The organism is Brevundimonas sp. NPDC046655 (assembly GCF_044901625.1).
Taxonomy (GTDB): domain Bacteria; phylum Pseudomonadota; class Alphaproteobacteria; order Caulobacterales; family Caulobacteraceae; genus Brevundimonas.
This window is the reverse complement of record NZ_JBJDPV010000001.1, coordinates 1156761-1169565: the sequence shown is the minus strand read 5'-3', so window position 1 is coordinate 1169565 and position 12805 is coordinate 1156761. Positions and strand designations below refer to the sequence as shown.

The following is a 12805-nucleotide window of genomic DNA, read 5'->3' as shown; positions in this document are numbered from 1 at the left end:
GGTCCGCTCCGGTGACCGCCGGGGGCCCCGACGTGGCCAGGAGCGGGGTCGTTGCGCATGGGGCGCTGCGACATTTCAGAACAGGAAATGATCCGATGCACAGCTCGAACCCCGCCTTCACCTCGCCCTTCGCCCAGAAGTCCGACTCCGCCTTCGACGACCTGACCGCCACGCTCGGCGATATGCGCCCGCATCCGACCGAGGAGGCCCTGGTTCAGCTCGGGCGCGCCCTCATGACTGAACTTCTGGACCTGATCTCCGACACGGCGCTGGAGGACTTCCAGACCCTCCTTGGAGAAGCCCTGATCGGCGCCTTCCATTCGGCGGCCGGACGGATCGAGCGCGATGCGGACCGGGCGCGCGATGCGATGCGCCGGCTGGATCGCGACTTCGACGGATCGGAGGCGGCCGACGTCGAACTTCAGGAAGCGACGGCCAGGGGCCGGGCCGGCGACGCGGCGACCAGGGCGGCCGAAATGATCCGGGACGCCGCGGCCGAGACCTGGACGGTCGCCACCGGCGAGGTCTGGACCGCCTGGCGCGGAAGCCGGCGCGGCACGCATCTGACCGCCGCCCAGCTGGAGGCGAAACAGGCGATCCGGGCGATCCGCAACCGGCGAGCGGAAGAGACCCATCCGGGCGGACCGGTGGTGGCCTTCAGGGGCGCGCCGACGGCTGACAGCCGCGACGATGCGGCGAGGATCTTCGACGCCCTGAACTGGGCCCTGGCGGAGTGGCCGGACATGGCGCTCGCGACCACGGGGGCGAAGGGCGCCGAGAAGCTGGCGATCCAGTGGTCGAAGCAAAAGGGGGTGAAGCTGATCCTCGCCCGGGCGGACTTCGACGCCCACGGCAAGGCGGCTCCCTTCAGGGCGAACGACGACCTGATCGCGCTCGAGCCGACCTGCTGCCTCACTCTGGCCCGCTCCCTGGACGAGGCGAGGGCGGCGGACGGGCGTCCGTTCGGGCCGGCGCTCAACCTCGGGCAGAAGGCGATGGAACAGGGCGTTCGGCATCTGGCGGTACGATCGCGACCACACTGAGAGACATCGACGTCATGGCGTTCGACCTGACCCGCTCGGCTTCGGCCGGGCGGGTTTCGTCATGCCGTCCGGAGGGCTGTGGCGGGCGGCGGCGGCCTCGTAGCGAAATGTGGCGGCGAGTTTGACGGGGTTTGATCGGATGTGGTCGGTGTTGAATGCAATGTCCGGAAATCTGGGAAATGGGGCTTAGGGCAAGATAAAAGGAGGAGATCGGCAGGTCCTGTTTCAGCTATATTCTCCATGACTTAGGCGGCGGATGGAGAGGCTCTGACGACTTGCGGCAAGTCGCGGAATCTCGTCGTCGCCGGAGGCAGTGGATGGAGGTGTCCGACTGGGGCGAGACCCAGAGGATCACGGCCATCGGCGGACGCTACGAGCCGAACGACGCCCAGGTCGGCCACGCCCTGGCCGGATGGATCCGCGACGTGCGCTCCAAGAGCATTGATCCCATCGTGCTTCGCCAGAACTGGCTGCGGGCCTACGACCTGCTGACGCCTAAGGCGGCGTCCTTCCTCAACGCCTGGGCCCAGACTCGCGACCCCTTCGCCGAGGTCGGGCGCGAGGCCGTCAACGTCGAGGTCCTCAACGTCGTGCGGCGATCGGGCCGGACTTTCGACCTGCAGTGGCGCGAGACCCGGTTCATCAACGGCCAGTCGGCCGGGAGCGAACGATGGCGGGCCCTGATCACCACCGGCGTCCAGGCCCCGCGCAATGAGGCGGAGCTGATGAAGAACCCTCTCGGATTGAAAATTGAGGACGTGTCATGGACCCCCGACGCTTCATGATCCCGCTCGGCGCGGGACTGCTCGCCGCCTGGTCGCCCCTGCCGGACCCGGTCGAACCTGTGGCGGAGACAGCGCGGCCCTATGTCGAGGCGGCGCCCGGGCCGACCGTGCGAAGAGGCCGACGCGCCATAGCCGACGCCAATGTCGAGGCGCGCGCGGCCTCGCGTTCCGACCGGTTCGAGGGCGGGATCCAGGTCTTCGCCTGGTCGCCCGGACGGGTCTACGAGGTCTGGACCTCGCCGCTGCGGGTCACCACCCTCACCCTGGCGGAAGGCGAGACCCTGGTCGCCAAGGCGGCCGGAGACACGGTCCGCTGGCAGGTGGGAGAGGCGAGTTCCGGCGATGGGGTTGGCCGGCGAACCCATGTCCTGCTGAAGCCGCTGCAGCGCGGGCTGGAGACCAATTTGATCCTGACGACCGACCGGCGCGTCTATCTGATCGCGCTGAAGAGCGGGGCGCCCGAGGCCTTCAATCCGGCGATCGCCTGGGACACGCCGCCGGCGGTCGTTGCGTCTGATCCGATCGAGCCTGCGCCCATGCCGGAAGTTGGACCGGTGAGACCCGAGGGGCCGCTGAACGCTCGCTACGCGATCGAGGGGCGAAGAATCGCCTGGACGCCGACGGCCGTGTTCGACGACGGACGCCGCACCTTCATCGCCTTCGGGCCGGGCCTGGAGGCCGGGGAGGCGCCGGCCCTGTTCGTCATCGCCCCGGACGGACAGGCCCAGTACGTGAATTACAGGCAGTCTGGCGGCCTCTTCATCGCGGACCGGCTGTTCGATCGCGCCGAACTGCGGATCGGGGAGCGCCGACCGCAGATCGTGCGAATTCGGCGTCTCGGGGAGGCGCGGCCATGAACGATGTCCAGCCTCCCGGAGTCGGCCAGTCCGCAGCCGCTCCCAAGAGCCCGGCGCTGGAACTCGACGGCCGCGCGCCGCGTCCGGCCGTGGTCCGGCTGCGGTCGTCGATGGTGAAGCTGGTCATCGGGAGCGCCGGCCTGGTGCTCGCCGGGGCCCTGACCTGGGCCTTCGTGGTGCAGCCGGAGCTGCGCGAGGCGTCCCGCGCCCGCGTGGCGGGAGGCCGCGACGACGATGTCCGGCGCGCTGTGCGACCGGCCGAGCAGGTGACGGACCAGCCGGCCACATATGACCGTCTGCCGCCTCCGAGAGGTGAAGCAGCCGCCGAGCCGGTGGCGACCCATGTCCGTGGGCGCGATCGGAGGGAACCCGTAGCGGGCGGCTACAACGCGCCGACGCAGGGCCGGGGCGCTGGGCCCGATGCGCGGGACCTGGCCGTCCGCTCGGGCCTGATGTTCGAAACGGCCGGTGCGGATCGTCCTGCGCCCGTCGCCGCGGCATTGCAGCCGGTCTCGACGCGCACCGGAGATTTAGGGCGGGCGCCCGGGAGCGACGTCTACAACCGGCACGGCCTGACGGCCCCTATCTCGCCCTTCGAACTGAAGGCCGGGACCCTCATGCCGGCGGTCTTGCTGACGGGGGTGGATACCTCGCGGCCGGGGCCGGTGATCGCCGCCATGACCCAGAACCTTTACGACACAGTGGCCGGCCGGCACCTGCTGGCGCCCCAGGGCTCCCGGCTCATCGGGCGGCATGAAGGCGATAGCGCCTATGGCGACCGGCGCGCCTTCATCGTGTGGGAGCGGCTGATCCTGCCCAATGGCAAGAGCCTGGTGCTGGAGGCCGAGCCGGGCGTGGACGCGCGCGGCGCCGTCGGGGTGCAGGGGCGGGTCGACCGGCGTCTCGGCGCCCTGGTGATCGGGACCCTGTTCGCCGGGGCCGTCACCACCCTGGGACAGATGGCGCGCGACGAGGGCGTTCGTGGCGGGGGCTCCTTCCTCGGGGATGCCGGCGACGCCGCGGCGATCGAAGGGGCGCGGGTCGGCGGCCGCCTGATCGACCGGGAACTGGAGGTGCGGCCCGTGGTGCGCGTGCAGGCGGGCGAGCGCGTCCAGGTGATGATCACCCGCGACCTGATCCTGGAGCCTTACAGATGATCCGGACCTTCACGCCCCGCGGCTGGGCGGCTGTCCTGGTTGCGGTGACGGCCGTCCCGGGCCTCCCGGCGGCCGCCAGAGCGCTGCCGACACTCGTCCTTATCAATGAGACCCGGAGCCTTCCGCGAGGGCTCTACGTCCGGCGTCCCGGCGAAAACGTCCAGCGAGGCGCGACGGCGGCCTCCGTTCAGCCTGACAGCGCACGGGCCTACCTGGCGAGCTTGGGCGCTCCGCCCGACATGCTCCTGCTCAAACGGGTGGCGGCCGTGGACGGCGACGTGGTCTGCCGGGAGGGCGAGCGGGTGTTCACCCCGGCAGGCGAGGCGAGGGTGCTTGGGCAGGACAGGCGCGGGGCTGTCCTGTCGGCATGGGCAGGGTGCCGTCGGCTTGAGGCGGATGAGGTCTTCCTGCTGGGGGAGGCTGCAGAGAGTTTCGACAGCCGCTATTTCGGCCCGGTGAATCGCCGCGAACTCAGGGGCGTCTTCACGGCGGTGGCGACATGGTGAGGCTGGGCGCACTGACCCTTTCATTCGCGCTGGCCGGGACCGCTGGCGTCGTACAGGCGCAAAGCGTGGACTGGCGTGCGGCGGGGGGCGACATGTTCGGCGCGCCGACCGTCGTGATCCTTGAGACGGTCGATGAGGAGATCGTCCGCATTCCCGATCTGGATCCGCCCTATCGCGAGGCGATCGCGGCGGCGGCGGCCCGCCATGGACTGGACGCCAAGCTGCTCCACGCTCTCGTTTTGACAGAAAGCGCCTATCGGCCGAACGCTGTCTCCCCGGCCGGAGCGGCGGGCCTGACGCAACTCATGCCGGGGACAGCGCGGGACCTCGGCGTCGAGGATCGCTTCGACCCGGTTGAGAACCTGCGCGGCGGCGCGGACTACCTGGCGCGCCAGCTCAGGCGTTTTCAGGACGTCAGGCTGGCTCTGGCTGCGTTTAACGCCGGGCCGGCCAGAGTAGCCTCCCTCGGGCGCGTCCCTCGCATAAGGGAGACCGAACAGTACGTTGAATCTGTTATTGAATGCTATCTCGCCTTGAGCGCCGGCCGGGTCGTCACGAACTCACGCCAGTGCCGGCGGGAGGGCGCGCCATGATCCCTGACGTTTCCGGCGATGACGCCATGGTTCCGCAGGGCGACGATGATCTGTTGACCCGTGCGGAGGCCTCGGCCTTCCTCGCGCTCCTGGGCGTCCGGCTCAAGCCCGCCACCCTCGCGCGCCTCTGGTCGACGGCGTCCAACGGTCCGCCCTGCCGCCATATCCGCTCCAGGCCCTACTACCCGCGCGGACTGTTGCGGGACTGGGCGAAGGCGCAGATCACCGAGGTGCGGACCGGCGCGCCCCCGGCGGCCAGGAGCCGGGGCCGTGCGTGAGATCGGCGCCATTGATCACACGACGTTGGACGGACTGCTCGCGGATCCGGCGACGAGCTTCGCCCTCAAGGCTGTGATCGAGGCATGGGCTGAAAGGGATGGTCTGGATGCGGAGCATGACGCCCGTCTTCTCCATGCCGCCCTCGCCAGGGACGTCGACCATCGCCTGGGCCTGGCGCCGTGAACTTCCGGGTGGATGGAGAATTCATCGATTCAGGCGGACCGGAGGACCGGTTGCTGCCCTGGAGGCGTGTCCAGGACATCGCGGGCATCAGTCGGTCCACGGCCTGGCGGATGCAGCGGAACGGAGAATTTCCGACGCCCGTGACGGTTTCGCCGGGTAGGGTGGGGTGGTGGGAGAGCGAGCTGACGGCCTGGAAGGGCGCGCGGGGGACGACGAGGGCGCTGGTCCCGCCTTCGAGACCTCGGCTGCCCGGCATGCCGCGCCGGGCGCCCGGTCGTTCAGCGCCGGCGGCGTCGAATGGAGTCTGTGATCGACAAGAGAAGTCGGAGGTCTCGAAGGAGGCTACGAGACCGCCTGAACGAAAACGGCGCGCCCGCCCGATCCACGTCGATCAGATCGACTTCGGCTTTTAGGCGATCAGGCTTTGCCTTAAGAAGATGACGTGGGGGCGACCGACCTCGCCTTCACGGACAGTTCGGACCGTCTCTCGCCGAGCGGGCCGAACTGTCATTCCGTGATGCGCGACACTGTCAGGCTTCGGGCGATCCCTCGCAACATCATCATCGAACGACGCCGTGAAGAACGGCTCCGGCGGCCCCTATCACAGGGAGCGGGCGACATCGGCCAAGACAGTCTGGCTGGCCTTCAATGGGAAACTGACAGCAGAGTTGGACGAGTGTGTCTTCCTGAACCTAGGCCGCCGATAAGTTCAGCGCGGTTTAACCATCGGTCGCCACGCTAGTGGAGTTCGCTGCCGTCCTCAGGATTCACATTTCGCAAGCGTCCTGACCTCTCCTGAACCAGAAGTTCGACCGTTTCACCCTTGGCCAGGCGCGTTCTGGCCGTTCTGATGGCGGCATCAAGGGCGTCGACGCTGAAATCGAAACGGCCGGCTTCAAGTCCGGGGCATAGGACCTGCCATATCCCGCCGCGTTGCACGACAATGATGCGAGTGAGGTCAGGTGCGGCCGACATAGGGGCTCCCAGGAGACGCGCTGAACCATAGGAGGACGGTGCGCCCTCGAGCAAGACGGTTCTGATTTCGGCTTCCAGACTTCGGTCCGACAGTAGCCGGCTCCCTCAGCAGAAGTGCGGGGTTTGGTTGCAGCGAGTCTGCTCCGCCCTGCGGAACTTCGACGAATGGTCCGCGTTCCGTGGATTCCTCCCCCAGGTCGGGAGGGCCACGGTCCGACCATCACGCTTTTGGCCCCCCCTGTTGGCGCGCTGGTCGGACCGTTTCTATTCACTGCACATGTCGTTAAATCCGTGGGCGATATTGGCCTTGCGGTAGCGTGGGGTCTCGGGGTTTCCGGGCGGCGGAGGTGATGGCGATGGCGAAGTATGCACCCCTGGTGCGGTATCTGCGACGGCAGCGGACACCGGAAGTGACGCTGACCTTTCGTGATATCGAGAGGATTGTCGGAGGCTTTCTGCCAAAAGCGTCCTCTGACCTGGATTGGTGGCGGGCGGAGGCTGCTGCGTCAGCGCCGCCGCAGAAGCGCGCCTTTGCCGAGGCGGGTTTCACCGCCCAGCCAGAAATCAGGTCCGAGCGGGTTCTATTCGTTCGCGCTGCTTCGACGTCCCTGCATGGATCCCAGGCCGCCGGATGATATTGCGCCGTAGAGAAGCGTTTCGCAGCGCCTGAGCTTCGAGCCGTGACTTCAGGGGGCGTCAGGACGCGCCTGCATCGCCCATTGTTCACTTGAACCGGTCCAGACGTTCGCCGATCAGCTTGATGTTGGTCCTGGTCACGCCGTGGGCCTCGGCCAGGTCGGGCCAGTCGCGCACTGCTGCGCGCGTCTGGTCGATGATTTCGTTCACCCGCGTCTTCTTGAGCGCGGCCGTTTCGCCGAGCCGCCGCAAGTGATCGACGGTGGGATTCCGGCCTTCGCCCATCACCATCGTCGTCTGCTCGGCTCCGGGACCGGAGGAGAAGGTCAGGTCATAGGCAGGCGATAGTCGCCATTCGCCTTGCGCGTTCATGAGGAAGGTGAAGTTCTTGGCGTGATCGTCACGATTGTGGGCGATGACGTTGAAGGCGGCGAGGCGAAACATCTTCTCGACTTCGCGCACGTCGCGGGTCAGTCGCGCGGTCAACGCCACGAGGCCTTCGTAATCCAGCGAAGGAATCCGGTGGTCGGCGTGAAGCAGGCCCGAGGCCGTGTGGGCGTGCAGGCGCTTGTCGCCATCGCGATCAAAGCGACGGGTGGCGAAGTAGGCGGCGCCCCTGCCGGTCGTGAGGAGACGCGTTTCCATCATCTCGATGCCTGCGGCGAACGCCATGCGAGCGTAGGCGAATTCGATCGCTCCGGCGTCCTTGCCGTCATGGCTGTTGGGAAACTTGACCAGCCAGTGATCATAGCCGTCTGGGAGCGATCGTGCGCCGTGCAACGCCTCCCCGGAGACCGTATTGAAACCGATCATCGCTTTCGGACGCGCGCCCGCCGATGAGCCGTTGAGGGCGATGAGTTCGGTCAGAACGTCATCCGCCTGACCCTCGAGCACCTCCTGGGCCTGATCGGCAATCCGGTCGAGTTCTAGCGTCTGGGGGGGCGCCGCCTCTTCAGGCGTGAGGTCAGGCTCGTAAGTCAGGGCGCCCATGCCATGGGCGCCCACGTGCGCCAGCCTGTCGAGCGGGCTGAACTGTTCCGGAAGAAGGCCCTGGACGCGCAAGGCGCGATCGAACAGGAGGCGGCCCCAGCCATCGGGCAGACTGTCATTGAAAACGCCCGGCAGGCCTTCGAACAGGGCGGGATCAGCCGTCTGAAGGCCTGGTCGCAACGGCAGGCTGAGCGGTGAAATTTCGACGGCGTTCGCGATGAAGTCGGCGTCGTACTCGAAATAGATTCTGCGATCGCGCGCGGCCAATCGGCCCACGCGGATTGGGCCTTCGCCGAAGTCCAGACCAACGGCCACTGCGGGTACGGGTGAAAGGTTCATGTGCGCCATCCGTTCTTCCGGCTGGAGCGAGGATCACCCTTCAGGACCTCGTCAATCGAGGCAAACGTCAACGCTTCTGGTTTGGCCGCCTCGATGGTCGCCTCAAGGCCGCCGACAATGGACAGCAGCTTCACAAGAGCTTCGGTGGAGCCCAAGCCAGTACGCTCGAATTTACGCAGCGTCCCCAGAGGCACGCCGGATCGTGCAGAAAGACCAGCCTGGGTGAAGCCCATCGCAACGCGGCGCTCACGGATATTTCCGCCGAGTTTCTCAAGGGCGCGAGCAGGGGTGATAAGTGATATCATCAGAGCGATAATAGGGCAAAGTGCCAAATAATGATACCATTCTATCACTAATAGTTCTGGTGACGGCGCTCGCTAGGCGCGCGCCTTATCCTGCAGTTTGATGACCCGTTGCGGAGATCGATGATGAGGTCCCCGGACCGACGCCGCCGGGCGGGCTTGTCGTTTGCTTCTCCGCGTAGGCTAGGCCGCAACCTTCTTCGCCGCCCGCCGGTTTACAGGTTTGGTGATCAGTTTCGCTCCATTTCCAGGTCCGATCTGATCCAGCGTCGAGCCCATAGGCTCCGCAGGGAGGCCCGTCCCCCTTCGAGGTGGCGGGTCCTCTTCGTTTTTGGGCTGCGGCGGTCCTTGTCGGCGTGGTGCTGTCGGCGGCCCAAGGCCAAATGCGCGATAACGTTTATTGTTGCGTATCACTCGCATTTGCATTTATGCGACGGGGATTCCTCCAGGAGCCCCCATGTTCTTTTCGCCGCGTCTTCCGTCGGTCCGCCGCAACGGCCTTGTCGCCATGTCCGTTTTGCTCGCCGGAACGGCGTTGGGATCAACCGCCGCCGCCCAGACGGCGCGACAGGCGCAGGGCGAGACGGCGAGCTCGGTTGAGGACGTGGTGGTCACGGCGGCCCGAACCATCCTGCCGGCCAGCGCCCTGCCGATGACGGTGGAGGTGATCGACCGAAAATCCCTGGCGGAACAGGTCGCCATCAGCGGCTCGGTGATTGATGCGGTTGCGACCCTGTCGCCGTCCTTTTCGCCGACGCGACAGAAGCTGACCGGTTCGGGCGAGAGCCTGCGCGGCCGCTCGCCGCTTTTCGCCATCAACGGCATTCCGCAGTCGACGCCGATCCGCGACGGTTCGCGTGACGGCTATACGATCGATCCCTTCTTCGTGGACCGGGTCGAGCTGATCTACGGCTCCAACGCCCTGCAGGGCATCGGCGCGACCGGCGGCGTGGTCAATCAGGTGACGGTCGGTGCCCCGACCGCGGACGGCCTCAGCGGCCGGATGCTGGCCCAGGTCTCCAGTTCGGGCGGGCCGGAAGGCGATGGGATCGGCGCCAAGCTAGGCGGTCTGGCCGCCTATCGTCACGGAGACTTCGACGGCGTGTTCGGCGTGGCTTACGACCAGCGCGGCGCCTTCTATGACGCGAACGGTCGCCGCGTCGGTGTCGATAACACCCAGGGCGAGGTGCAGGATTCCAAGGCCCTGTCCTTCTTCGGCCGCTTCGGTTGGGACCTGAACGATACGGTGCGCCTGGACCTGCTCGCCAATCGGTTCGAGCTGAAGGGCGACGGCGACTATGTGGTCGTGGCCGGCGATCGTCTCATCGGGCGTCCGGCCAGCAGCAAGCGCGGGCAGGTAGAAGGACAGCCTGCCGCGAACCGGGTTGAGACGGTGTCAGCCTCTCTGACCGACAGTGATCTGGCGGGCGGCGACTTTTCCGCCCAGGTCTTCTTCAACCGCACGCGCGACACCTTTGGAGGCGACCGCTCGGCCACCTTCCAGGACGCCAGCATTGCCCCCATCGGCACCCTGTTCGACCAGTCGTCGAACCGCTCGCGCAAGCTGGGCGCGCGCGCCAGTTACGAGCGGGCTGTGCCGGGCGTGCCGGGCCTGACCGCGACCCTGGGTCTGGACGCCATGAAGGACCGCACCGAGCAGTTGATGATCGCCACCAACCGCGCCTGGGTGCCGCCGACCGAGTTCCAGAGCGTGGCGCCCTTCGTCCAGGCCAATATGCGCCTGTTCGACGGCCGGGTGCGCCTGGCCGGCGGCGTGCGCCAGGAGAACGTCGAACTGTCGATCGACGACTTCACCACCCTGGCCTCCTACGGCTCGCGCCGGGTCACGGGGGGCAAGCCCAAGTTCGAGGCCACCCTGGTCAACGGCGGCGTGGTCTATGAACCGCTGGACGGCGTGCGCGCCTATGTCAGCTACGCCGAGGGCTACACCGTGCCCGACGTGGGCCGCATCCTGCGTTCGATCAACGTCGACGGGGTCACGGTCGAGGGCTTCCTCGACATCAGTCCGGTCGTCTCGGACAATCAGGAGATCGGGCTGGAGGTGAAGCGCGGTCCGTTCGAAGCCGGGGCGACCTACTTCTGGTCCTCGTCGGACCTGGGTCAGTTCCTCGTTCGCAACGCCGACGGCGTCTATGACGTCCAGCGCCAGGCCGTCGAGATCGAGGGGCTGGAGCTCAACCTGCGCGCCCGCACCCCGATCGAGGGGCTGACGGTTTCGACCGGCTACGCCCGCCTGCGCGGCCAGACCGACACCAACGACGACGGCCGGGTGGACCGGGACCTGGACGGCGCCAACATCTCGCCGGACCGCATCAACGCCGCCGCCGTCTACGCCAACGGCCCGCTGTCGGCGCGCCTGCAGGTCCAGGCCTATCTGGCGCGTGATTTCGAGGGCGGCGACGTGCGCAACAATTTCGAAGGCTACACCGTGGCGGACGCCTACCTGCGCTATGACTTCGCCTTCGGCGGGGTGTCGCTGGCGGTGCAGAACCTCTTCAACGAGGACTATGTGACCTATAGCTCCGACACCAGCAATCCGGCCGACAACCTGCGCTACTTCGCCGGTCGGGGCCGTTCCTTCACCCTCGGGTGGGACCGTCGCTTCTGATGCGTCTGGTTCGACTGGCGCATCGCTGGACCGGGGGGCTGATCGGCCTGCTGCTGTTCGTCCTGGGGCTGACCGGGACGGTCCTGGTGTTTAAGGACGACTGGCTGCGCCTGGTCGTACCCCACGCCGCAGAGGCGCGGGTTTCGGACCCAAGTGCTATTGGCGCGGCGCTGGATCAGGCGTTCGCGGCGCCGGACCGTCCGCGTTCGGTCATCCTGGCCTCTGATAGTCTGGGCGTCCTCCGACTGAACTATGAGGACAAGACGCGCGGCGCCTACGCCGCCCAGTCGGGCGCGGTCGTAGCGCGCTGGGAAAGCCTGTGGGCGCGGCCGGAGCTGTGGCTGTTCGACCTGCACCACTATCTGCTGATCGGCGACACGGGAAAAACCATCGCCGGGATCGCGGGCCTGGCGGGTCTGGGCTTTGTCGTCACCGGGGTGATCCTGTGGTGGCCCACGCGGCGCACCTTCGTCTTTGCGGTCATGCCGAGGGCGTGGAAGCGCCCAGGGATCGTCAAGCATCATCGCGACATGGGCGTGTGGAGCGCGCCGGTCCTGGCCGTCGTCCTGACGACCGGGGCGATCGTGGCCCTATCGCCCCTGTATGACGGATTGGCCCAGGCCTTGTCGCCGGGCGCCGACCTGAAGGCGGTCATGGCCCAGCCGGAACATGAAGGGGGGGTGTTGTCCGCCGATCTGGACTGGCCGGCTATGATGACGGCGGCCCAGGCCCGCTTCCCTGACGCCGAGGCGCGCATCGTCTCCCTGCCAACCAAACAGGGCGGTCTGATTGGCCTGCGGATGCGGCGGACGGCGGAATGGCTGCCCAACGGCCGGACCCAGGTCTGGTTCGATCCCGCCGATGGACGGATTGTCGGAACACGCGACGCCATGGGGCTGCCTCTTGGGCTGCGGGTCATTAACGCCCAGTACCCGATCCACGCCGCCAAGGTCGGGGGGCTGGCCTATCGACTTGTGGTCGCCGCCTCCGGGTTGGCGCTGACCCTGCTGGGATCGCTGGCGGTCTTCACCTTCTGGTCCAACCCGAGCGGACTGCCGAAACGGCGACGCCCAAGCCCAAGTGCGCGGCGTGTCTAAGAGGTTGGGGCGGGAAGAGGTTCGCCAGACTGACACGGGCAGAGGAGAGGATCCTACGGTGAGGGTCTATCTCGCTCGAAGCGACGGTCCGCCTCCAGGCGTTCAGCCAATGTCCGCTACTGGCGGATACTGTTGAAAAAGTCCGCGAGCCGGCCGTGATCGGCCTTTTCGGCTCGATCTGGAGCCGTCGCGGAAAACTAAGCGATTGATTTCATTGGGGCGGAATTTCGGGACCCGCCCGTGGTTTGCGCCGTTTCAGCGGTCGCCGGACTTTTTCAACGGTATCGGCGCTTTGCCGACCTAGGTGGCGGGCGACGGACAAAGATCGTCCGAGTGACGGGATGGGGCCCGCGCGGTCGTGGGTTCAGGGAAGCCCGAGAATGGGTGAAGCTCGTGCGAGAATGAGTCGGAGACGGATGATGGCGAAGCGGACC

At 67.1% G+C, this 12805-nt stretch carries 14 protein-coding genes; 11 read left to right on the top strand and 3 right to left on the bottom strand.

Going from position 1 to position 12805, the window contains the following annotated elements; all coding sequences use genetic code 11:
• Positions 1–95: 95 nt before the first annotated feature.
• From ACI2KI_RS05845 to ACI2KI_RS05805, 9 genes are all read left to right on the top strand, one after another.
• The gene (locus ACI2KI_RS05845) at positions 96–1043 is read left to right on the top strand and encodes a DUF2493 domain-containing protein (RefSeq protein ID WP_178827212.1); all 948 of its coding nucleotides are present in this window, start codon (positions 96–98) and stop codon (positions 1041–1043) included.
• A gap of 317 nt (positions 1044–1360) precedes the next feature.
• Positions 1361–1828 carry a conjugal transfer protein TrbF gene (gene trbF / locus ACI2KI_RS05840; RefSeq protein ID WP_404618446.1) on the top strand — a complete coding sequence of 156 codons (468 nt, stop codon included), beginning with the start codon at positions 1361–1363 and terminating at the stop codon, positions 1826–1828.
• Complete coding sequence (trbG, locus tag ACI2KI_RS05835) at positions 1807–2685, top strand: P-type conjugative transfer protein TrbG (protein ID WP_115616102.1); 879 nt, start codon at positions 1807–1809, stop codon at positions 2683–2685. Before trbF ends, trbG begins: the two co-directional genes overlap by 22 nt.
• Positions 2682–3842, top strand: coding sequence for a TrbI/VirB10 family protein (locus ACI2KI_RS05830; RefSeq protein WP_050796647.1), 1161 nt, complete (start codon positions 2682–2684; stop codon positions 3840–3842). Before trbG ends, ACI2KI_RS05830 begins: the two co-directional genes overlap by 4 nt.
• Positions 3839–4348 (top strand): S26 family signal peptidase, encoded by a 510-nt coding sequence (locus tag ACI2KI_RS05825; RefSeq protein WP_081461856.1) that lies wholly within the window; start codon positions 3839–3841, stop codon positions 4346–4348. Before ACI2KI_RS05830 ends, ACI2KI_RS05825 begins: the two co-directional genes overlap by 4 nt.
• Positions 4342–4941, top strand: a complete 600-nt coding sequence (locus tag ACI2KI_RS05820) for a lytic transglycosylase domain-containing protein (protein ID WP_040345370.1) — start codon at positions 4342–4344, stop codon at positions 4939–4941. The genes ACI2KI_RS05825 and ACI2KI_RS05820 overlap by 7 nt, the downstream gene beginning before the upstream one ends.
• Entirely contained in the window at positions 4938–5219 is a 282-nt protein-coding gene (locus tag ACI2KI_RS05815; protein WP_115616103.1) for a hypothetical protein, read from the top strand. Before ACI2KI_RS05820 ends, ACI2KI_RS05815 begins: the two co-directional genes overlap by 4 nt.
• On the top strand, positions 5212–5403 hold the full coding sequence (locus ACI2KI_RS05810) for a hypothetical protein (RefSeq protein WP_003164900.1): 192 nt from the start codon (positions 5212–5214) through the stop codon (positions 5401–5403). Before ACI2KI_RS05815 ends, ACI2KI_RS05810 begins: the two co-directional genes overlap by 8 nt.
• The gene (locus ACI2KI_RS05805; protein ID WP_081461855.1) at positions 5400–5816 is read left to right on the top strand and encodes an AlpA family transcriptional regulator; all 417 of its coding nucleotides are present in this window, start codon (positions 5400–5402) and stop codon (positions 5814–5816) included. The genes ACI2KI_RS05810 and ACI2KI_RS05805 overlap by 4 nt, the downstream gene beginning before the upstream one ends.
• 325 nt (positions 5817–6141) lie before the next feature.
• On the opposite strand, the gene ACI2KI_RS05800 is transcribed toward ACI2KI_RS05805, so the two are convergent.
• From ACI2KI_RS05800 to ACI2KI_RS05790, 3 genes are all read right to left on the bottom strand, one after another.
• Positions 6142–6378 (bottom strand): hypothetical protein, encoded by a 237-nt coding sequence (locus ACI2KI_RS05800; RefSeq protein WP_040345367.1) that lies wholly within the window; start codon positions 6376–6378, stop codon positions 6142–6144.
• 723 nt (positions 6379–7101) lie between these two features.
• The gene (locus ACI2KI_RS05795; RefSeq protein ID WP_040346661.1) at positions 7102–8343 is read right to left on the bottom strand and encodes a type II toxin-antitoxin system HipA family toxin; all 1242 of its coding nucleotides are present in this window, start codon (positions 8341–8343) and stop codon (positions 7102–7104) included.
• Positions 8340–8648: a helix-turn-helix domain-containing protein gene (locus ACI2KI_RS05790; protein ID WP_172575514.1), complete on the bottom strand. Its 309-nt coding sequence runs from the start codon at positions 8646–8648 to the stop codon at positions 8340–8342. The genes ACI2KI_RS05795 and ACI2KI_RS05790 overlap by 4 nt, the downstream gene beginning before the upstream one ends.
• A gap of 454 nt (positions 8649–9102) precedes the next feature.
• On the opposite strand from ACI2KI_RS05790, the gene ACI2KI_RS05785 reads away from it, so the two are divergent.
• A complete protein-coding gene (locus ACI2KI_RS05785; RefSeq protein ID WP_312781865.1) occupies positions 9103–11274 on the top strand; it encodes a TonB-dependent receptor in 2172 nt (723 codons plus the stop codon).
• Positions 11274–12371, top strand: a complete 1098-nt coding sequence (locus ACI2KI_RS05780; protein ID WP_178827166.1) for a PepSY domain-containing protein — start codon at positions 11274–11276, stop codon at positions 12369–12371. The genes ACI2KI_RS05785 and ACI2KI_RS05780 overlap by 1 nt, the downstream gene beginning before the upstream one ends.
• Positions 12372–12805 lie beyond the last annotated feature (434 nt).